Consider the following 19,888-nt stretch of genomic DNA (forward strand, 5'->3'; position numbering starts at 1 on the left):
GATAAGTTGATTAATCCTTTTGCTTTACTTCTACGCGAAACTCAGCAGTAACATTTTGATGAAGCTTAACTGGAACTGTGTGAGACCCAAGCATTTTTATGTGATCATCTAATAGGATTTTTCTCTTATCTATATCAATTTTATGTTCCTTATTCAGTCTTTCTGCTATGTCCTTTGATGTAATTGAGCCAAATAACTTACCCCCATCTCCAGCTTTCGAAAACATAGTTACCGTTATAGCTTTTAGCTTTTCTGCTAAATCCTTAGCATCTTGCTCTTCTTTTTGTTTTTTTAAGCTTTCAGCTGTTTTTTGCTGATTCAAATCGTTTATTGAGCTTGCTGTAGCTTCCTTTGCCACTCCTTTTGGAATTAAGAAGTTACGTGCATAGCCATCGCTTACTTCCTTCATTTCGCCTTTTTTAGCTGTTCCCTTTACGTCCTTTAAAAATATAACTTTCATCTATTCTTCCTCCTTTAAAAATTCCATTATTAGCTCTTCTACTTTTTCTACTGCTTCTTCTGTTGATACATCCTTAAGCTGGGCTCCTGCAGTATCTATATGCCCTCCTCCGCCTAGTTTTTCCATCAGCATGTGAACATTGACATCGGATAGTGACCTAGCACTTATAAATACTAGTCCATCGCTTCTTTTTGCTACTGTAAATGAAGCTTTTACTCCCCTGATGTTTAGCAGTTCGTCTGCTATCTGAGCGGCAATTAAAGATGGGTTGTCGAGGTTTTCAGGACAAGAAGTAATTGCAATGCTTCCTCCCAAAATTTTCGCATTTTTTATTCCTTCAGCTTTTACTAAGAAGCTATCTAAATCTCCTTGGAAAAGCTGCTTAACAGCTATGGTATCAGCTCCAAATTTTCTTAAAAACGCAGCGGCTTCAAAGGTTCTAACCCCTGTTTTAAAAGTGAAGTTCTTTGTGTCTAGCGTAATTCCCGAAAGCAATGATTCTGCAATCAAGGTATCTATATATGGTCTATCCTTTACATACTGAATCAGCTCTGTGACCATTTCACTCGCAGAGGATGCATAGGTTTCATGATACACAAGCACCGCTTTATCAATAAACTCGACTCCTCTTCTATGATGGTCAATAAGCACGATTCTTTCTGAGATGTCAAGCAGTGCAGGATGCTCTGTAAAGCTCGGTCTATGAGTATCTACAACAATTAAGAGAGTCGAAGGAGTCATGACCCTAAGAGCTTCTTCTTTTGCCATAAATATATTTTTAAAATTATCGTTTGCTTTTAACCTATCATAAAGCACATCTATAGATGAGTTTGGATGGTCTAAAACTATATGAGCTTTTTTACTAAGCATCTTACAGATTCCATACATACCTATAGCCGAGCCCATAGAATCGAGATCTGGGTTATGATGACCCATGATGATTACAGATTCACTCTCATTTATTAAGTCTCTAAGCGCGTGAGCAATAATTCTTGCTTTTACTCTAGTTTTCTTTTCTACAGCCTTTGATCTTCCTCCATAGAAAATAGAGCGCTCATCTCTTCTTATTACTGCCTGGTCTCCTCCTCTTCCTAGAGCTAAGTCCAGTGAGGTTATAGAGTTTTTGTAGGTTGAAGATAAGTCACTTGCCATAGAAGCTGCTCCTATGCTCAGTGTAAGCGGTAAAGAGTTTCCATGGTCTATCTTTCTAATTTCATCTAAAATAGAAAATTTATCAGCTTCTAAATCACGCAGTGCTTTTTCATCCATAAATGCCAGATATTTGTCCTTGGTGATTTTTCTAAATGCACCTGAATGCTTATTTGTCCATAGCTTAATAGTTCGTTCTACCTCTGCCTCTATTATAGGTCTTACATCCTCTGATGCTGAATCCAGCACCTCGTCAAAGCTGTCTACCTGAAGATTTATGATGACTGGCTTGACCATTTCATAGGCGGTTTTTAATTCATTGAACTCTGTGACATCAAAGAAATAAAGTGCAAATGATTTCTCATGATTTTCATTTTCTATTATGTTGTATTTTATATCAAAGATTTTATTTCCAATTTGGGTACGCGTCTGCATATTGGCTGTATCTGATTTCGTAAAGTTATCGAGCATTATAGAAGGTACTACCTCGTCTATAGGCTTTTCTATCATATCATTTTGCTTTACTAGCTTACTGAATTTTCCGTTATACCAGGTCAGATTTCCAGTATTGTTAAGTATACATAGGGGAAGTGGAAAATCTATAAGGGTCTGCTTTGCAGTTTTGTCCATATCCATGGATAAGGTCTCTATATACTCCACCCACTGAAGATTTCTCTTTGAAATAATCTTGTGGTTATAGTAAATGAGATATAAAAGCAGCAAAAGAGCGGCAGAGCCTATATATAGGTTAAAATACAGCAGGGTAATGCTTAGAATTCCTATAATAAGAAGATAGGCTTTTGATTCAGGTATATTTATCTTAAGGCTAGTTTTCATTACATTCCTCCCAAGCTATCTTTTTAATCTTCTAAAATTAAATACAGCATCTGCAAATCCGATTATTGATATAAAGCTAGATACGGGCAGTAGTACAATCAGCAGAAGAATATAAATAGTCTTTGCACTTTTATTTAGCTTAGCGTGTTTAAAGAAATATCCTATCACTGCTATCCCTTGCAAGAAAAATAAAAGTATAAAAATAGCAGCCATATTTAAAACTAAGGTTTCATAATAAGGATAATTAAAATATCCAGAAACCAAAGTAAGCAGATAAATAATCAGCACACCAAGAGATATATTCCCTGGCATAGAAAATTCTGTAATGCTCGCCACATGGTTTTTATCACCAGTTCTTCTTATTATAAGAGCTGACATATAGTAGTTCAAAAACGACATAAGAAGCGTAGAGCCAATTATTATAGAAGGGAAAAACAGCTTAACTGAGCTAAGGATTTCTTCTACATTAGGTTTTTTTACATTTGGAATTTCCTTTATCATCTCATATTGAAGATTGAGAGATTCTCTAAGTATTGCAAGTATGCTGTCTAAAATATCTATACTGAGAAATAGCGAAAGCACTTGCATAAAAACTACTGTAGTAAAGGTCATAGCTAGAAATCCATAAAATACGCTCTCAAAAGCAGGGCGCTTTTCTCTCATAAAAAAGCCTATACATACCCCTGGAATGAGAAATACTAAAAGAGCAGAAAAAGCAGTTATGGGGTGAATAAAAAAGCCTAAAATAACTGTCGTTGTAACTGCACTTAATAAGCCATAATACATTTTGTTTCTGTAGGTAGTTATGATTACAGGTACAGATGTAAATAGCGATAGAAACGATAAAAACGGCACATAAGTACCTATTAATATGAATATAACTCCTATCACTGTAAGTAATGAGGACTCTATAAGACTTTTCCTATTAAAATCTATATTTTTTTTCTTTGGTTTTGGTTCTTGCAACAGCATCAGCTCCTAAAGTAGTCTATCAAGATATTATACCATAAACCTTATAGCTTGACATCTTTAGGGCTACTGCTAAAAAATTCAAAATAAAGTTCTCTAAATCTAGCTTTATAACACATTTAACTACATGACTCGCATTGATATTATCTAATAAAGCTCATAGCAACCTTTTTCTCTTGGTCTGGCTTCAATTCTTCAGCCTCTTTTGTATACATTAATTTCATCATATATGCCATGTTTTTACCAAGTACTCTCATAATTTGCATTCCCTCTTCATCTTGAAGAGCATCACCCGGTTTGCTTCCATGGATTACATTCCAGTAGTTAGATGAAGGAACCATCATCTCTGCATAGTTTAAGTAGTTGTTAAGCTGGTTAAATGCAGGAACTCCTCCAGAACGTCTAACTGCAACTACGCTTGCTCCTACCTTATGTCTTAACAGGTTACCATTTGCACTAGATACATAAAAGGCTCTATCTAAAAACGATTTCATAGTACCTGCAACAGCAGAAAAGTATACTGGTGAGCCTAGAATTACTCCATCTGCTTCTTTCATTAGCTGAATATAGCTGTTTACTTCATCGTCTTTCATTATACACTGCTCATCTTTTGATTTATAGCAAGCACCACATGCCATACATCCTCTTATAGCTTTATTTCCAACATGAACGATTTCTACTTCTATCCCTTGGTTTTCAAGCTCATCTGCCACAAGCTTTATAGCATGATAAGTATTACCTTCTTTTTTAGGGCTACCATTAAATGCAACTACTTTCATTTTTCTGCCTCCTTTAATAATTAAATTATAATTAGAAAAAAACCCAAATCTCTCAGATTTGGGTTTGGTATTTAGTCTACAACATATGGTAAAAGAGCAATATTTCTTGATCTTTTTATAGCTAAAGTAAGTTTTCTTTGAGCTTTAGCTGATGTACCAGTAATTCTTCTTGGAAGAATCTTACCTCTTTCAGAGATATATTTCTTTAGTAGATTTACATCTTTGTAGTCTATCATATTTATTTTTTTACCCGCGAACGGATCAACTTTTTTTCTTCTTCTTCTTGCATTTCCTTTTTGCATAGCCATCTTTTTTCCCTCCTTCTTTAAGGTAGTAAAACTGGCTTAAAATGGTACGTCATCATCATCAAGAGCACGGAATCCATCTGAATCTAAACCCTCAGGTTCAAAAACATTGTCATTTTGATTGCTAGAAGCACTTCTAAAAGATGAATTACTCGTTCTCTCACTTTTGTCGCCCCATTCCAGTATCTGAACATTCTCGGCAACAATCTCAGTGATATACCTTTTTTCGCCTTCCTTTGTATCATAGGTTCTATTTTGGATAGAGCCTTTTACAGCAGCTAGTCTTCCCTTAGCAAGATAGTTTGCACAGTATTCAGCGCTTTTTCCCCATACTACTATGTTAAAAAAGTCTGTCTGTTTTTGACCATCTTTACCAGTAAAAGCTCTGTCTACCGCAATGGAAAAGGTGGTGAGAGCATTTCCTGTTGAAGGAATGTATCTTAATTCCGGATCCCTTGTGAGTCTTCCTATAAGTATTACACTGTTCATCAATATCCCACCTTACTTTGTATCGTTATTATTTTTCGTCAAGCTTTACGATCATGTGACGAATTGCGTTATCCATAATCTTCAGGTTTCTATCGATTTCTTTAGGAACTTCAGTAGTTGACTTGAAGTTGATAAGAACATAGTAACCTTCTGTAAGTTTTTCGATTTCATAGGCTAACTTTCTAGTTCCCCATGTATCTACTTTTACTACCTCTCCGCTAGACTCGATGATGCCTTTAACTTTGTCAAGGACAGCAGTTTTAGCTTCTTCTTCTAGGTTTGGTCTAAGAACATAGATTAATTCATAATTTCTCATTACATTTCACCTCCCTTTGGACTGTACGGCTCTAACGTTAGAGCAGAAAGATGAGACAAGTATTAAATCTCATACTAATCTATAATATCAGCTTTCATAGCAAAAAGCAATTTTTTTGAACTTAAGCAGATTATTTTTTTGCTTCATCCTTGCTTATATGTTTTTTGAGTCTTCTCTCAAGCTCAGCTCTTTCTATCCAAAGCTGCTTGTCACACGTGAAACACTTTATGCGAAAATCCATGCCAATACGCATGATTTCAAAGGTGTTACCTCCACAAGGATGGTTTTTCTTAAGCTCTACAACATCTCCAATTTCAAATTTTATAGGCATGAAAATCTCCTCTCTTTAGATAAAAAGCTATCTATTTCGGATAATGAACTACTACACTTAAATCAGGCATTATTTCGAATATACCCTTTACATCTATATTATATTTTTCCATAACTTCTATTACCTTGTCCATAAGAGTACCGTTAAACTTTATAGATATCCCACAGCTCTTATCTATTTGTCTTGGAGTAGGAATTACCATTATTTTTATATCAGCTTTTTTTAGCATCTGCTCAGCAAACATAGCGTGGTGAGTTGATGCAAAACTTATTACATACATAATCTAAACCGCCAATCTATTTGGATTTTGCTTTAAGGCTTCTACTATATCATACATATTAGCTACTCTTCCAACAGCTAAATTGTCCTTTATATTGTAAAAATCTAAGCAGGTTCCACAAGATAATATTTCTACGCCCTCTGCTTCCATTTTTTTAAGGTTTTCAATAGCTTCTTCATTTTCTGCTGTTAGCTTAACTCCTGTATTTATAAAAAGCATCTTTTTAGGATAAGGCTTTGTTTCACTAAGAGTATATATAAAGCCCTTCATAAGAATCTTTCCTAGCTCTTCATCTCCACTTCCAAGCAGATTTGAGCCTATAAGTACTACCTCATTTTGAGCTTCTATTTTAACCTTTTCTACTTCTTGCTCGTTTGATTGATTAGTAGAGCCTTCTTTTGTTTTTATAAAAGTAATTTTGAATAGATTTTCTTCTTCCTTTAGCTCTACAGCCATCTCAAGTGACGCTGCTAGCTTCAGTAAGTTTTCTTTAGCTGTTTTATTGTCAACTGTAACCTCTAAAGCTCCCTTTTCTATACCTTCTAGCTCTTGCTTAGTTTTAATAACAGGCATAGGGCAAGCCATTTTTTCACAGTTTAATTTTTTAATCTCCATAATCTCGCTCTCCTTTTAATATACTTTAAATATAAAAAATGGTTAACATATCTCATTCATAAGCTGTTCATTTTAGCTTTAAGCTATGAAATTTCTAGTATGAGCTTAAAGCTTAGTAAATATATCAAAGATAAAATTATACGAGTAGAAATACTTTAAAAGCCTCGTATTTGTGAGTAGCTCATGAATCTCACTGCCCATCTGCTTTTGAATTATAGGGTCTATTAAGGCTACCAAAATCATAATATAAAGTATGGATTTAAATAACCCAAAGGCTAGACCTAAATTTTTATCTATCCATTTTAGAGATTTTTTATTAAAAAAGCTATGAAGTGTATAAAAAACTATATTTATGAGTATAGATACTACTATAAACAAGCTCACTGCCAAAACCTTAGGGTCCAAATCCAAAGCTTGATACCAAAATACAGAAATTATTTTAGTAATTAGCTCATGCATTATTAGCTGATATCTCTCGTAAAATACACTTGTGATTATTTCATCTGAGAAGTTAATGTAAATAAATCTAGTTAAAATTATACTCACAATAAATCTTATGCTTAAAAACAGTGACTTAGAAAAGCCTGCACTATAGCCTCTTATTATGTGGTAGGTCATAAATACAAGTATTGCTATATCTATTTTACTTATCATTTTTATTCCACCTTTAAAAATCTAATGCTGTCCCTAAAAACAAGTGCTATTTTATTTTCAAGTGGAACTACGCTTATTATGTCTTTTGGCATTTCAATTTCTTTATCCTCAAGAATGACAGCATTTTTAGATGCAATTAGCATCTTATCCTTGTATTTTCCAAGATATATTATATCATCTTTATAGTTTTGTTCCTTTACTATGTTTCCACTATAATCGATTTCCAAAATCCTGTTTTTCGAATCTAGAGTCCACATACTCAGCTCACCTATGTACATTTCAAAGAAATTTGCATCTGAATGTACCTTGTATAGCTCTTTAAAATCTCTATTCATAACTTCTATATTATTTATATCCATAAGAATTATTTTATCCTTGAGAAAACCTATATCTATGAAGATGTTGTCTTTTATATCCGTTGCCATGACTGCTTCAAGCTTTTGATTATAATAAAAGATACTATTTTTTAAATTGTCTTCGTCTCTAAGAAGACCACTGACCATAAAGCCTCCAGTTGTCTTATCTTCTGATACCTTATTTATTGTGGTTTTCGGATAAGTTATTTCTTTTACAAATTCACAGTTTTTGTTATAAATAAGAAGTCCATCAGCCTTTATATCAGTAGTAAACTTGAGAATAAATCTTCCATCAGAAAAAACATCTATGCCAGAGATTTGCTTGTCCACCTCAGCTTGGCCTACTATTTCGCCATTTTTATCTATCTGGTATACCTTTCTTTGTACCTTATCTAAAAGATAGATAAAATCATCTGATGAGCTGATGCTAAAATTATCACTTCTGATAGTTGCTTCAAACTCTTGCTTTTTGTTTTCACTGTAACTAATTAAGCTTTTACCGTCATAAGTAATTAAGGAATTTCCAAACCTTCCTATGTACATACTTGGTCTATACTCAATTTTTATTTCCTCAGATATATTTTTATCTGCTGGAAATAGATAAGGCTTTATATAATTTTTAATAGTGTAAGGGTTGATTATCAATAATATCAAAACCACTATTATCGATATAATCGTCTTTTTCAATTTACTACCTCCGTAAAAAAAAGAAAACTAGAAAGCTAGTTTTCAATAAGTCCTATTTCTCTAAACAGGTCTATGCCTTTGGAATAAAAACCAATTTCTTGGTCCCTACAGCGTCCTTGATAAATTTTAGCTATATCAAAATAGGTATTGGCAAGCTCTTTTTTGTTGCCTGATTTTTTTAGCATCTCAGCACATTTATTTAAGCTTTCAGTTGCTTCATCTATATCCCCTGCTTGATAAAGCAAATTAGCATATTTTCTCATTACTAAAGGCTCCATTTTTCTATTTTGGTCCTTTGAAGAAAGGTAAAGGGCTTCTCTTATATACTCAAGCGCTCCTTCAAAATTTTCTTCCTTGCAAAGAAGCTCGCAGTATAGCATCAATATCTCGATATACTGAGTATCCTTAAACTGTCTTTTGAGGATATAAGCCTCCTCTATATGCTCTTTTGCAGAAGAATAGCTCTTGAGATTCAAGTATACCTTTGCTAGTAACATCTGAGATTTAGCTTTTTCAGATGTTTTATTTTCCTTTTCAAAGCATTTGATTGCCATATGAAAATATTTTTGAGCATTGTCGTATTGGAAATTCTGAAGATAGCTGTTTCCCATTATAAAAAAGCCATTTCCTCTATTGTGAAGGTCTCCTACTTTCTCAGCTATAGTATCAGCTTTATGAGCATACTCAATCGCTTCTTTGTTTTGGTTATTTTTCATATATGCATAAGATAGATTGATGTATATGCTTTTTTCTAAATCTATATCTCCTATTTCCAGCTCTGGAATCATTGCTTCAGCTTGATGAAGCATGTTGGTTGCTGGCACATAAAAATCTTCTAAAATATAAAGCTTTCCAAGCTCGAGATAGCTTTTTATTATGCCCTTAGGGTCTTCATTTTTAATATATAAAACCAAAGCTTTTTCCATCATTGATGTAGCTTTTTTGTATTCCTTTTCAACTAAATAAACAAGTCCATAAATAAAGTTTGCTTTTGCACATTCATGAGAAATATCATAGGAAGTGCATAGATTCAAAATCTTAGAAAGCTCGCGTTTAGCCTCTTGATATTTTTCTGTTTTAAATAGTACCTCTGATTTAAGTATGATGCTAGATGCTATCTTTTTTGCTTGAGCTTCCTTGCTCTCAAGAAAATAATCGATAGGGGTTTCTAGTTTTTCTGAAAAATACTCTAAAAGGTCCTGACTAGGATAAGACTTATCTCTTTCTATATGGCTTATTTGCGCAGCTGTAATACGATTTCCCGCTAGCTCCTTCAAGGTAAGATTTTTCTCCTTGCGAAGCTTTTTTATCTTTTGTCCCAAGCTCAATATTTCCATAAATATCCCCCATTGCTTTTTTAAAGACAATTAATCCCTTTTCTAGTCTATAATAATATATAATTTATGATTAGAGAAGTTTTTTGTATATTTATTTACAAATTTTATTCTTTATAAAATATTTATAATCTGACCGATGATTTTTATAAATTCATCTACCTCAGAAATCGTATTAAAATATGAAAAGCTAACTCTTACTACTCCCTGAGCTGTGGTTCCTAGAGTTTCATGAGCCAAAGCCGCACAGTGAAGCCCACTTCTTACCTCTATATCAAACTCACTGTCTAAAATATATGAGATATCTGTAGATTGAGTGTCGTCTATATTAAATGAAACTACTGCACATCTTTTAGTAGGATCCTCTGGTCCGTATATTTTTACATTTTTATACTGCTTTAGTCCCTGTATCAAATGACCTGTAAGCTCTTGTTCATGCTTTCTAATTTTTTCCATTCCTACTTCTTGGATAAATCTTACGCCCTCTAATAGTCCTGCAATACCTACTGCGTTTGCAGTTCCTGATTCAAGGTGGTCAGGCATAAGATTCGGATGAATAAGGCTTTCTGAGTTACTCCCTGTTCCTCCCTCCATAAGAGGTGTAAGCGATATATCCTCTCTTACATAAATAAACCCTGTACCCATAGGTCCATATAGACCCTTATGTCCTGGAGCGCACAGCATAGCGATATTCATTTGCTGTACATCTATGTCAAATACTCCCGCACTTTGAGCACAATCCACTAAAAGAGGTACCTTATGAGCTCTGCATATGTCTCCGATTCTTTTAAGATCATTTACAGTACCCGTTACATTAGAAGCATGAGTTATTGCTACCAATCCAGTTTTTTCATTAAATGCCTTTTCAAATTCATCTAAATCTAAAAATCCATTTTCATCACATTTTACAAAGGTATGAGTTACTCCTTTAGCTTCAAGAGCTACGATAGGTCTAGACACGGAATTATGCTCCATAGCTGTAGATATTATGTGCATGCCTTTTTTTGCATAGCCTTTGATGCCTATGTTTATTGATTCTGTAGCATTTTTTGTAAATACTATGTTCATAGGGTTGTCGATGTTCATAAGCTGAGCAATTTCATGTCTTGCCTCAAAAATAGTTCTTCCAGCATCTAAAGCCATCTTATGTCCAGATCTTCCTGGATTTGCAGCTTTAGTTTTCATAAATTCGACCATTTTATTTATTACTGAGTCCGGTTTTGGAAATGTAGTAGCTCCATTATCAAAATAAATCATATAAGATTCTCCTTTATTCTAGTGAAAATAGTTTTTCCACCAATTCGTTTAGCTGGTCTTTGTTATAATACTCTATCGTTAGGGTTCCCTTTGCCTGAGTTCCTTTTAAACTGACCTTTGTTTGTAGTATATCTGTCAACCTATCCATAGCTTCTTTTATATGGACATCCTCAGAGCTTTTTTTGTAAGGCTTTGACTTTCTTACCTGCTCTTCTGTCTGCCTTACCGAAAGCCCTTCATTTATAATCTTTTGAGTTAGAGCTTGCCTTTTTTTCTCATCAGCTATTCCAAGCAAAGTTTTTGCATGCCCTTCGCTTATAGCCCTAGTTTCTAGCTGACTAGCTGTAAACTCATCGAGGTTCAAAAGCCTAAGTCTATTTGCTATGTAGGATCTGCTCTTTGCAAGTATGCTAGCCATATCAGATTGACTAAGCTTAGATTCTTTCATAAAGGCGTGTATAGCTTTGGCCTCTTCTATAGGGTTTAAATTCTCTCTTTGCAGGTTTTCAATGAGAGCAATTTCTCTTGTGTTCGATTTGTCTTTAACTATACAAGGAAGATTATGAAGGTTTGCAAGCTTTGCAGCTTGATATCTTCTTTCTCCTGCTATAATCGCATATCCATCTTCAGCTTTGCTTACTATTATAGGCTGAAGTATTCCATATTTTTTTATAGAAGTAGCAAGCTCATCAAGAGTATTTTTATCAAAGCTTTTTCTAGGCTGGTCTTTTCTAGGATATATTTCCTTTATAGGTATATTTTCTAGTTTTATAGCTATCACCTCAATTATAGGCTTGGATTAAATGAAATATAATTTAGTAAAGCTCTTTTATATCAAAGGCTCCTTTGAAGGCTTGCCTGCTTTTCTAGGGTAATTTTTAGGAGTGTTTGATATCTTTTTGATAACCAATATATTGTGGTTTAAGTCAGTATATGGAATATCTATCTCCTTGATATACTCAAGGCTACAGCCTAAAACAGCTAGAGCTTTTTTTGCCTGCTCTACTTCTGATTTTGCAGCTGGACCCTTCTGGCAAATAAAATATCCTCCCTTTTTCAAAAAAGGACTGCAGTATTCTAATAGTACTGGTAAAGAAGCTACTGCTCTTGATAGTACTATGTCATATTGCTCTCTATATTTAGGATTAGAGCCTGCATCCTCAGCTCTGCTATGAAGATACTCAGCATTATCAAGACCTACTCTAGCTCCTACTTCTTTTAAAAAGTTAATTCTTTTGTTTAAAGAATCAAGCATAGTCATCTTTATATCAGGTCTCATTATTTTTATAGGTATGGAAGGAAAGCCAGCTCCGGTTCCTACATCAATAGCCTTTAATCCTTCAGTCTTTAGCTCGTCTACTAAAAGGCAAGACAAAGAGTCTAGAAAATGCTTAGTATAGATTTCCTCTGGATCTTCTATTGCTGTAAGATTCATTACTTTGTTATATTCCAAAAGTGTGTCCATATATATTTTAAAATTATTTTGCTGATTTTCAGTTATATCAATGTTCCAAGAGCTTAGCCCCTGGGATAGTATTTTATCAAGCTCCATATTATTACTACTCCTCATCCTTTTCTTTACTTTTTGCCTTTTGAGTCTGCATATATATCAAAAGAACTGAGATATCAGCTGGAGAAACCCCTGATATACGAGATGCCTGTCCTATATTAAACGGTTTGATTTCATTGAGCTTTTGTCTAGCTTCTATCCTAAGCCCACTTATAGTTTCATAGTCGAGAGTTTCAGGAAGCTTCTTTTTCTCAAGCTTTTTGAAGCTTTCTACTTGGTCTAGCTGCTTCTTTATATAACCTTCGTATTTTACTGTGATTTCACACTGCTCTATTACTTGAGATGACAGCTCTTTATTGCCTTTCTCTAGCTTATCAAGTACAGTGTAATTTACCTCTGTTCTTTTCAAAAATTCATATAGTGGCATAGTTCTGCTAAGTGGAGAGGCTCCCATTTCCTCAAGCAGAGGATTTGCTTCATCAGGCTTAACTTTTTCTGTTTTTAGTCTTTTTAGCTCAGCTTCTATTTGAGTTTTCTTAGTAATGAACTTTTCATAGCGTTCATCTGTAACAAGCCCAATTTCTCTTCCTTTTTCTGTAAGTCTAAGGTCTGCATTGTCCTGTCTTAATAATAGCCTGTACTCAGCTCTTGAAGTCATTATTCTATATGGCTCATTAGTTCCTTTAGTAACTAAATCATCAATCAAAACACCTATATAGCTCTCTGATCTATCTAAAATAAAAGGCTCTTCACCTTTAATATGTCTTACTGCATTTATTCCAGCTATAAGGCCCTGAGAAGCTGCTTCCTCATAGCCTGAGGTTCCATTGAACTGGCCTGCACTAAATAAACCAGAAACATCTTTAATTTCGAGGCTAGGCTTTAAGTGAAGAGGATCTATGCAGTCGTATTCTATAGCATAGGCTGGTCGCATTAATTTTGCATTTTCAAGACCTTTAACTGTGTGGTACATCTCAAGCTGAACCTCATATGCAAGAGAAGAGGAAAAGCCCTGAATATAGTACTCTTTGGTATTAAGTCCCTCTGGCTCTACAAAGAACTGATGAGTTTCCTTATCCTTAAATCTAACCACCTTATCCTCTATAGATGGGCAGTAGCGTGGTCCCTTGCTGTCCATATCTCCTCTATAAAGAGCTGAACGGCCAAGGTTGTTTAATATGATTTCATGAGTCTTTGGAGTGGTTCTAGTAAGATAGCATACCACTTGGTTTTCTCCTATATAGTCATTCATAAATGAAAATGGAACTATTTTTTCATCTCCATGCTGAACTTCCATTTTAGAAAAATCTATAGAATCAGCATGAACTCTTGCAGGAGTTCCAGTTTTAAAGCGTCTAAGTGGAAGCCCTAGCTTTTCAAGAGATTCGGTTAATCCATCTGCTGAGTTAAGTCCAATAGGACCAGAAGAATAATTTACCTCTCCTATGTAAACCTTCGATTTTAAATATACCCCTGTAGCTAGTATCACTGCTTTAGCTTCATACATAGCTCTTAGCTTAGTAAGCACTCCTGTGACCTTTTTATCTTCATCGTGAAGTATTTCTATTACTTCATCCATAACTATATCTAAATTAGGTGTGTTCTCAAGAGTTTTTTTCATCTCCATGTGATACATATTTTTGTCATTTTGAGCTCTAAGCGAATGAACAGCTGGTCCTTTTGCTGTGTTTAGCATTCTGCTTTGAATAAAGGTTTTATCAGTATTTAATCCCATTTCTCCGCCTAGGGCATCTATTTCTCTAACTAAATGACCTTTACCTGTGCCTCCTATAGATGGATTGCATGGTAAAAAAGCTATAGCATCTAAAGATAAGGTCACTACAAGCGTCTTCATTCCTAATCTTGCGCTAGCTAGTGCAGCCTCACAGCCTGCATGTCCAGCTCCTACAACTACTACATCATATGTTCCTGCTTTAAAATTCATACCTTAATGTTTCCTCCTAAATTTCTAACTCTATAAGTAAACTATATATCATCTATTAAGCTAGTTAATTTCTATTCTTTTCAGCAATTTATTATAACATATTTTAGAAAAATATAATTTAACACTTGCTTTTTTTTTAAAACGTTGTATACTTGTATTAAGTAAGTAATACAGTAATACACAAGGAGGTCTATACCGTGCCATGGGAATTTGATAATAGTAAGCCCATTTACACTCAAATAGAAGAGGAAATAAAGAAAAAAATAATATCAGGTGCATTAAAAGGGGGAGACAAAATGCAATCTGTAAGAGATTTGGCTCAAGAAGCTGGAGTAAATCCAAATACTATGCAAAAAGCCTTGATGGAAATAGAAAAACAAGGTCTTATTATCACAGAAAGAACAAGTGGACGATTCGTAACATCTGACAGTGAAAAAATTCAAAGACTAAAAGACTCATTTTTCGAGTTAAAAATAAAAAGTCTAATCAGTGAATTTGTAGAGCTAGGATGTTCAAAACAGGATTTGTATACACTTATAGAAAAACATTTTGATGGGGTGAAAAAAGATGACAAATAATTATTTGCTTGAGTTTAGCAATATAACAAAAAAATACGGCTCAAAGGTCGCACTGGATAATGTAAGCTTCAATCTCGAGCCTGGAAAAATAATTGGACTTCTAGGTCCAAATGGAAGTGGAAAATCTACTATATTAAAGCTAGTAAACGGACTACTTCAGCCCACAGAGGGTGAAATAAAAATAATGGGAAATCCTCCGGGGATAATGTCAAAATCAATAATTTCATATCTTCCAGAAAGAACTTATCTAAATGAATGGATGAAAATATCTGACTTGATAAACTTTTTTGCAGATTTTTATATAGATTTTGATATAAATAAAGCAAACGAGATGGTTATAGCTCTAAAGCTAGACCCAAATCACAAACTAAAAACCCTTTCTAAAGGCAACAAGGAAAAAGTTCAGCTTATTCTTGTAATGTCTAGAAAGGCGAAGCTATATCTTCTAGATGAACCAATAGGAGGAGTAGATCCAGCAACTAGAGATTTTATATTAGACACTATAATTTCTAACTATCTGTCAGATGCTACACTTATGATATCTACTCATTTGATAAGCGACATAGAGAGGATATTTGACGAAGTAATCCTGATAAATCAAGGAACTATCTACAAGCATGACAGCGTAGATAATATACGTCAGCAGACAGGAAAGTCTGTAGATCAGTTATTTAGGGAGGTATTTAAATGTTAAGCAAGCTTCTAAAATATGAATTTAAATCAACATCTAGAATATTTCTGCCTATATATGCAGCTATATTGATATTATCTATTCTTACTTCATTAAAAACTACAAATCCAGGCTCAGAAGATTTGCTTAGTGTACTGTTCCCAACAATACTAGGGCTTACTTTTACAGGTCTTTTGATAATGACCCTTATAATGGTAGTCAAGCGCTTTGATACAAATCTACTTTCTGATGAAGGTTACCTTATGTTTACCTTGCCTGTAAAAATAACTGACTTAATCAATTCTAAGCTTGCTTTGTCAGTTTTCTGGGCAGTTACAAGCACTATTTTATTTGGACTATCTATGACTATAATATTTTTTAGAGATATAGAATTTGCAAGGATGTTTGATGAGATTAGCAAGGTATTTTCTCAAGTTCCAAATGCAGGAATTTTAACTATTTTAATTATCGCTATCATGCTGCTTGTCTATATCAATTTACTTCTTAAAATATATACTTCACTTAGCATAGCTCAAGCATTTTCAATAACAGGAAGTAGAATATTTGGCGGAGTACTTGTTTTTATTGGAATAGAAATAGGGCTAAATGTAATTCAAACTATGATTATGTTTATTGCGTCTAAAAGCCAGTGGTTAGAAAACTATTTTGAAAAGCTTTCTATTATGATGTCTAGTCCAAACTGGGAATATCTTTATCCTCACTACCCAGTTATCTTTTTAAGCATAATCACAGTGATACTTTTATTAGTAAATACTGCATTTTACTACGCTACACATTATTTCCTAAAAAATAAATTAAATCTTGAATAAAAAACATACCAAAAATTATTAAAACTCTCCTTATAAACTCAGTCATTAGCTGAAATTTATAAGGAGAGTTTTATATTATCGCTACTTACCTATACAAAATTCTCTAAATATCGTATCTAATAAATCCTCTGATACTGTGTCTCCTGTGATGTGTCCTAGCTCATTCCAAGCATTTTTAAAATCAGTCTCTGCTATATCAAGAGGTATGTTATCAGCAAGTGCTGTAAGTGCATCGCTGCAAGCTTCAAATGCACGCTCTAATGCCATTTTATGCCTAGCATTCGTGACCATAATGTCATTTTGAGTCTTTAGACTGCCCTCTAGCACCATGTTTTCAATTTCTTTTTCAAGCAAATCTATACCCTTTTTTTCTAGAGCAGATATTCTTATGATTGGCTTGCCTTTAGCATAATTGTGAATCTCATCATCTGTAACCATGCTAGGAAGATCTGTTTTATTTACTAAGATAATAGCTTTTTTATCTCCAAGCAAGGATAGTATATCTTGATCCTGACTACTTAAATGTCTTGAAGAATCTAGCATCATTATAACTAAATCAGCAGATTCAAAGGATTCCTTAGATTTTTGAACCCCAATTTTTTCAACTAGGTCATCAGTTTCTCTTATCCCTGCCGTGTCTACTATTTTTAGAGGAATTCCTCCTATATTTACATACTCTTCTATTATATCCCTTGTAGTTCCCTCTATTTCCGTTACTATCGCTCTAGATTCCTTTAATATAGCGTTTAGAAGTGAAGATTTTCCTACATTCGGCTTGCCTACTATTACAGTTTTTAAGCCATCTCTTAATATTTTTCCTGTCTCAAATGACGCTATTAAGCCCTTTATAGAAGTCATTACCTCTCTTAAATCCACTGATAGCTCTTCGTATGTCACCTCTGGCTCATCTTCTTCTGGAAAATCAATAGCAACTGTAATCTTTGCCAAATCCATAGTCAGCTTATCTCTTATTTGCTTGATTGAAGCTGATAGATTACCTTCTAGATGCTTTTGTGCTATATCAAAGCTAGCATTGGTCTTAGCATTTATAATATCGATTATAGCCTCAGCCTGAGATAAATCTATTCTTCCATTTAAAAATGCTCTTTTAGTAAACTCTCCTCTATCTGCTAGCCTTGCTCCATTTCGAATAACTGCTTCAAGTATTTTTCTTACAGATATATATCCTCCATGGCAGTTTATCTCAACTACGTCTTCTCTTGTGAAGGTATGAGGTTTTTTCATATATGAAACGAGTACCTCATCTATTACTTTATCTTGGTCATAAACATGACCATACACAAGCTTTCTAACTTGCATAGATAAATCTGTGTTTCCTTTTATAGGTTTAAATATTTTATTTGCAATATCTAAAGCCTTAGGTCCACTAAGCCTTACTATACCTATTCCGGCTTCTCCTGGAGCTGTAGCTACAGCTACAATAGTATCATCTATAAACATAAATTCTCCCTCTTTTTCTCAAACAAGAACTCTGTATATCAAATCAACTGGGCAGAAATCTTGTTGTATTCACAATAATATAAAGCCCCTGGTATTAGACAGGGGCATGAGTACTAGCGTTTTACTGCTATAACTACTTTTCTGTAAGGTTCTTCGCCTTCGCTATAAGTAGTTACATAAGTATCAGATTGTAAAGCTGAGTGAACTATTCTTCTCTCGTATGGATTCATAGGCTCAAGCTTAATATTTTTTCTTTGCTTTGCAGCAGTTCTAGCCATTTTATTAGCATATCTAACAAGAGATTCTTCTCTTTTAGAGCGATAATCCTCAATATCGAGCATTATTTTTACATACTCACCAGGAGTTTTGTTAACTGCTAAGCTAAGAATCATCTGAAGAGCATCTAGTGACTCCCCTCTTCTACCTATAAGCTGTCCTGCACTATCACCTATAACGCTTACTTTAGCTGAATCAGAGTTCATATCGATTTTTATATCAGCTTCGATATTCATAACTTCAAACAATCCATTTAAAAAGCTTAGAATTCTAGTTTCTACAGTATCCTTTACTATAACAGTCGCTTTAATTTTAAAATCCTTTGATCCTAAAAATCCAAATAAACCCTTACTGCCTTCTTCTAAAACTTCAATTTCTAAATCTTCTACAGGCGTTCCTAGTTGGTCTACAGCTTTTTGAATTGCTTCTTCTTTAGTTTTTCCAATTATTTCTACGAATTTCATCTTACGATGCCTCCTTAGCCTTTGAAGGTTTTGATAAAATATACTGCTGTACTATTTGGAATATATTACCCGCTACCCAGTAAAGAAGTAATCCTGCTGGAAAACTAATTCCCCAAAATAACATCATTATAGGGAACATGTAAAGCATCATAGTCTGAGTAGGGTCTTTTTTGCCTCCCTTTGGAGACATCATTGCTGATTGAATGTAAGTAGTTATTGCCGCTAAAATAGGTAAGATAAATGGTATAGATATACCACCAAGTAAAATTACATCTGGACTTGCAAGGTTATTAACCCATAAAAATCCTGTATCAGCTATCTTATAAGCAGCTTCTGTTCCAAAAACATACTTAACTGGCTCTCTAAGAGCGTTAAAAAGTCCTATGATTATTGGAAATTGAATTAAAAGAGGTAAACATCCTGCAAGAGGATTAACTTTATGTTCCTTATATAGCTCCATTATTTTTTGGTTTTGCTTATCTGGGTCATTTTGATACTTCTTTTTAATCTCATCCATTTTAGGCTGAATGAGCTGCATAGATTTCATTGATTTAGTCTGTGTAAGTGTAAGAGGAAGTAGCAGTAGCTTTACCACTACAGTGAAAACAATAATAGAAATAGCATAATCACCTATTACATTGTAAATAAGCTCTAGCAAAGATCCAAACAAATACGATAGTTGAGACAAAATTTTTACCTCCCGAGATTTATAAAATATATTACTTCAAAGGGTCATATCCACCTTCATGGAAAGGATGACACTTTAATATTCTTCTTAATGATAAATAGCTACCTTTTATAGGTCCATATTTTTTAATTGCTTCTATAGAATAAGCTGAACATGTCGGATAAAATCTACAGGTGGGTCCCTTTAGTGGAGAAATAAACTTTTGATAAAATCTTATAATGAGAATTAATATTCTAGATATAAAATCTTTCATTTTATAATACACCTGATTTTCTAAATAAATACCGAACAGATTTACCTATTTCTTTATAATTCGATTCTGAGCTTGGAATTCTTCCAATAAATATTATATCATATCCATCCTTTAAGTCAGGGATATCTTTTAGATTTTCTTTTATTAATCTTCTAATTCTATTTCTAGTTACAGCCTTGCCTACTTTTTTAGATATAGAATAGCCTACCCTAGTGTAACCCAAATCATTTTTTATAAAGTAAAAAACTAAGGTTTTAGTAGCAAGGGACTTACCTTTTCTATATATGTTTTTAAAATCGGAATCTTTTCTAAGTCTAAGATGATTCATAATGCCCCCACTAACCTAGATATATTCATAATAAACAAAAAGGCCACCTTATAAAGCGGCCTAAGTC

The 19,888-nt window shown here is 33.9% G+C and carries 25 protein-coding genes; 3 read left to right on the forward strand and 22 right to left on the reverse strand.

All coding sequences use genetic code 11. The annotated features are described in order from the left end of the window. Positions 1-10: 10 nt before the first annotated feature. From rplI to mnmG, 17 genes are all read right to left on the reverse strand, one after another. On the reverse strand, positions 11-460 hold the full coding sequence (gene rplI / locus B5X47_RS11605; RefSeq protein ID WP_079590303.1) for a 50S ribosomal protein L9: 450 nt from the start codon (positions 458-460) through the stop codon (positions 11-13). Then, a complete protein-coding gene (locus tag B5X47_RS11610; RefSeq protein WP_079590304.1) occupies positions 461-2,446 on the reverse strand; it encodes a DHH family phosphoesterase in 1,986 nt (661 codons plus the stop codon). A gap of 15 nt (positions 2,447-2,461) precedes the next feature. Beyond that, a complete protein-coding gene (locus tag B5X47_RS11615) occupies positions 2,462-3,412 on the reverse strand; it encodes a YybS family protein (RefSeq protein ID WP_159446475.1) in 951 nt (316 codons plus the stop codon). Between the two features lie 146 nt (positions 3,413-3,558). Further along, on the reverse strand, positions 3,559-4,194 hold the full coding sequence (locus B5X47_RS11620; RefSeq protein ID WP_079590306.1) for a flavodoxin family protein: 636 nt from the start codon (positions 4,192-4,194) through the stop codon (positions 3,559-3,561). A 71-nt stretch (positions 4,195-4,265) separates the two neighbouring features. After that, on the reverse strand, positions 4,266-4,502 hold the full coding sequence (rpsR, locus tag B5X47_RS11625) for a 30S ribosomal protein S18 (RefSeq protein ID WP_013362775.1): 237 nt from the start codon (positions 4,500-4,502) through the stop codon (positions 4,266-4,268). Between the two features lie 36 nt (positions 4,503-4,538). Beyond that, entirely contained in the window at positions 4,539-4,988 is a 450-nt protein-coding gene (locus B5X47_RS11630) for a single-stranded DNA-binding protein (protein WP_013362776.1), read from the reverse strand. A 28-nt stretch (positions 4,989-5,016) separates the two neighbouring features. Further along, positions 5,017-5,304 (reverse strand): 30S ribosomal protein S6, encoded by a 288-nt coding sequence (gene rpsF / locus B5X47_RS11635; protein ID WP_013362777.1) that lies wholly within the window; start codon positions 5,302-5,304, stop codon positions 5,017-5,019. A gap of 130 nt (positions 5,305-5,434) precedes the next feature. Next, positions 5,435-5,635 (reverse strand): DUF951 domain-containing protein, encoded by a 201-nt coding sequence (locus tag B5X47_RS11640; protein ID WP_013362778.1) that lies wholly within the window; start codon positions 5,633-5,635, stop codon positions 5,435-5,437. Positions 5,636-5,666: 31 nt separating this feature from the next. Next, a complete protein-coding gene (locus B5X47_RS11645; RefSeq protein ID WP_013362779.1) occupies positions 5,667-5,915 on the reverse strand; it encodes a putative Se/S carrier protein in 249 nt (82 codons plus the stop codon). Between the two features lie 3 nt (positions 5,916-5,918). Continuing rightward, positions 5,919-6,530 (reverse strand): sulfurtransferase-like selenium metabolism protein YedF, encoded by a 612-nt coding sequence (gene yedF, locus B5X47_RS11650; protein WP_079590307.1) that lies wholly within the window; start codon positions 6,528-6,530, stop codon positions 5,919-5,921. Positions 6,531-6,635: 105 nt separating this feature from the next. Beyond that, entirely contained in the window at positions 6,636-7,184 is a 549-nt protein-coding gene (locus B5X47_RS11655) for a CvpA family protein (protein ID WP_079590308.1), read from the reverse strand. A gap of 2 nt (positions 7,185-7,186) precedes the next feature. Then, positions 7,187-8,227, reverse strand: a complete 1,041-nt coding sequence (locus B5X47_RS11660) for a DUF5711 family protein (protein WP_079590309.1) — start codon at positions 8,225-8,227, stop codon at positions 7,187-7,189. A 35-nt stretch (positions 8,228-8,262) separates the two neighbouring features. Continuing rightward, positions 8,263-9,564: a helix-turn-helix domain-containing protein gene (locus B5X47_RS11665; RefSeq protein ID WP_013362783.1), complete on the reverse strand. Its 1,302-nt coding sequence runs from the start codon at positions 9,562-9,564 to the stop codon at positions 8,263-8,265. A gap of 111 nt (positions 9,565-9,675) precedes the next feature. Further along, on the reverse strand, positions 9,676-10,818 hold the full coding sequence (locus tag B5X47_RS11670) for an aminotransferase class V-fold PLP-dependent enzyme (protein WP_079590310.1): 1,143 nt from the start codon (positions 10,816-10,818) through the stop codon (positions 9,676-9,678). Between the two features lie 13 nt (positions 10,819-10,831). Next, on the reverse strand, positions 10,832-11,599 hold the full coding sequence (locus tag B5X47_RS11675) for a ParB/RepB/Spo0J family partition protein (RefSeq protein WP_159446476.1): 768 nt from the start codon (positions 11,597-11,599) through the stop codon (positions 10,832-10,834). Positions 11,600-11,647: 48 nt separating this feature from the next. Further along, on the reverse strand, positions 11,648-12,370 hold the full coding sequence (gene rsmG / locus B5X47_RS11680; RefSeq protein ID WP_079590312.1) for a 16S rRNA (guanine(527)-N(7))-methyltransferase RsmG: 723 nt from the start codon (positions 12,368-12,370) through the stop codon (positions 11,648-11,650). A 7-nt stretch (positions 12,371-12,377) separates the two neighbouring features. Continuing rightward, complete coding sequence (gene mnmG / locus B5X47_RS11685) at positions 12,378-14,273, reverse strand: tRNA uridine-5-carboxymethylaminomethyl(34) synthesis enzyme MnmG (protein WP_079590313.1); 1,896 nt, start codon at positions 14,271-14,273, stop codon at positions 12,378-12,380. 197 nt (positions 14,274-14,470) lie between these two features. Between mnmG and B5X47_RS11690 the strand changes: the two genes are divergently transcribed. The 3 genes from B5X47_RS11690 to B5X47_RS11700 are packed head-to-tail and all read left to right on the forward strand — an operon-like array spanning position 14,471 to position 16,351. Further along, the gene (locus B5X47_RS11690) at positions 14,471-14,851 is read left to right on the forward strand and encodes a GntR family transcriptional regulator (protein ID WP_079590314.1); all 381 of its coding nucleotides are present in this window, start codon (positions 14,471-14,473) and stop codon (positions 14,849-14,851) included. Next, positions 14,841-15,545, forward strand: a complete 705-nt coding sequence (locus B5X47_RS11695) for an ABC transporter ATP-binding protein (protein WP_041487236.1) — start codon at positions 14,841-14,843, stop codon at positions 15,543-15,545. Before B5X47_RS11690 ends, B5X47_RS11695 begins: the two co-directional genes overlap by 11 nt. Then, the gene (locus B5X47_RS11700) at positions 15,539-16,351 is read left to right on the forward strand and encodes a hypothetical protein (protein ID WP_079590315.1); all 813 of its coding nucleotides are present in this window, start codon (positions 15,539-15,541) and stop codon (positions 16,349-16,351) included. The genes B5X47_RS11695 and B5X47_RS11700 overlap by 7 nt, the downstream gene beginning before the upstream one ends. Positions 16,352-16,432: 81 nt before the next feature. Here B5X47_RS11700 and mnmE read toward each other — a convergent pair whose 3' ends face one another. The 5 genes from mnmE to rnpA all read right to left on the reverse strand — a co-directional run bounded on the left by mnmE (position 16,433) and on the right by rnpA (position 19,821). Next, the gene (gene mnmE / locus B5X47_RS11705; RefSeq protein ID WP_079590316.1) at positions 16,433-17,812 is read right to left on the reverse strand and encodes a tRNA uridine-5-carboxymethylaminomethyl(34) synthesis GTPase MnmE; all 1,380 of its coding nucleotides are present in this window, start codon (positions 17,810-17,812) and stop codon (positions 16,433-16,435) included. A 113-nt stretch (positions 17,813-17,925) separates the two neighbouring features. Further along, complete coding sequence (gene jag / locus B5X47_RS11710; protein ID WP_013362792.1) at positions 17,926-18,552, reverse strand: RNA-binding cell elongation regulator Jag/EloR; 627 nt, start codon at positions 18,550-18,552, stop codon at positions 17,926-17,928. 1 nt (position 18,553) lies between these two features. After that, positions 18,554-19,240: a YidC/Oxa1 family membrane protein insertase gene (locus B5X47_RS11715; protein ID WP_013362793.1), complete on the reverse strand. Its 687-nt coding sequence runs from the start codon at positions 19,238-19,240 to the stop codon at positions 18,554-18,556. A gap of 31 nt (positions 19,241-19,271) precedes the next feature. Beyond that, positions 19,272-19,493, reverse strand: a complete 222-nt coding sequence (gene yidD, locus B5X47_RS11720; protein ID WP_013362794.1) for a membrane protein insertion efficiency factor YidD — start codon at positions 19,491-19,493, stop codon at positions 19,272-19,274. Between the two features lies 1 nt (position 19,494). Further along, a complete protein-coding gene (rnpA, locus tag B5X47_RS11725) occupies positions 19,495-19,821 on the reverse strand; it encodes a ribonuclease P protein component (RefSeq protein WP_079590317.1) in 327 nt (108 codons plus the stop codon). Between the last annotated feature and the right edge of the window lie 67 nt (positions 19,822-19,888).

Origin of the sequence: Acetoanaerobium noterae, from assembly GCF_900168025.1 — a bacterium.
In the GTDB taxonomy this organism is placed as follows: Bacteria; Bacillota; Clostridia; order Peptostreptococcales; family Filifactoraceae; genus Acetoanaerobium; species Acetoanaerobium noterae.

Coding starts and splice junctions, on each gene's coding strand:
- rplI (WP_079590303.1), bottom strand. CDS start 460: ATGAAAGTTATATTTTTAAAGGACGTAAAGGGAACAGCTAAAAAAGGC.
- B5X47_RS11610 (WP_079590304.1), bottom strand. CDS start 2,446: ATGAAAACTAGCCTTAAGATAAATATACCTGAATCAAAAGCCTATCTT.
- B5X47_RS11620 (WP_079590306.1), bottom strand. CDS start 4,194: ATGAAAGTAGTTGCATTTAATGGTAGCCCTAAAAAAGAAGGTAATACT.
- rpsR (WP_013362775.1), bottom strand. CDS start 4,502: ATGGCTATGCAAAAAGGAAATGCAAGAAGAAGAAGAAAAAAAGTTGAT.
- B5X47_RS11630 (WP_013362776.1), bottom strand. CDS start 4,988: ATGAACAGTGTAATACTTATAGGAAGACTCACAAGGGATCCGGAATTA.
- rpsF (WP_013362777.1), bottom strand. CDS start 5,304: ATGAGAAATTATGAATTAATCTATGTTCTTAGACCAAACCTAGAAGAA.
- B5X47_RS11640 (WP_013362778.1), bottom strand. CDS start 5,635: ATGCCTATAAAATTTGAAATTGGAGATGTTGTAGAGCTTAAGAAAAAC.
- B5X47_RS11645 (WP_013362779.1), bottom strand. CDS start 5,915: ATGTATGTAATAAGTTTTGCATCAACTCACCACGCTATGTTTGCTGAG.
- yedF (WP_079590307.1), bottom strand. CDS start 6,530: ATGGAGATTAAAAAATTAAACTGTGAAAAAATGGCTTGCCCTATGCCT.
- B5X47_RS11655 (WP_079590308.1), bottom strand. CDS start 7,184: ATGATAAGTAAAATAGATATAGCAATACTTGTATTTATGACCTACCAC.
- B5X47_RS11665 (WP_013362783.1), bottom strand. CDS start 9,564: ATGGAAATATTGAGCTTGGGACAAAAGATAAAAAAGCTTCGCAAGGAG.
- B5X47_RS11670 (WP_079590310.1), bottom strand. CDS start 10,818: ATGATTTATTTTGATAATGGAGCTACTACATTTCCAAAACCGGACTCA.
- rsmG (WP_079590312.1), bottom strand. CDS start 12,370: ATGGAGCTTGATAAAATACTATCCCAGGGGCTAAGCTCTTGGAACATT.
- mnmG (WP_079590313.1), bottom strand. CDS start 14,273: ATGAATTTTAAAGCAGGAACATATGATGTAGTAGTTGTAGGAGCTGGA.
- B5X47_RS11695 (WP_041487236.1), top strand. CDS start 14,841: ATGACAAATAATTATTTGCTTGAGTTTAGCAATATAACAAAAAAATAC.
- B5X47_RS11700 (WP_079590315.1), top strand. CDS start 15,539: ATGTTAAGCAAGCTTCTAAAATATGAATTTAAATCAACATCTAGAATA.
- mnmE (WP_079590316.1), bottom strand. CDS start 17,812: ATGTTTATAGATGATACTATTGTAGCTGTAGCTACAGCTCCAGGAGAA.
- jag (WP_013362792.1), bottom strand. CDS start 18,552: ATGAAATTCGTAGAAATAATTGGAAAAACTAAAGAAGAAGCAATTCAA.
- yidD (WP_013362794.1), bottom strand. CDS start 19,493: ATGAAAGATTTTATATCTAGAATATTAATTCTCATTATAAGATTTTAT.
- rnpA (WP_079590317.1), bottom strand. CDS start 19,821: ATGAATCATCTTAGACTTAGAAAAGATTCCGATTTTAAAAACATATAT.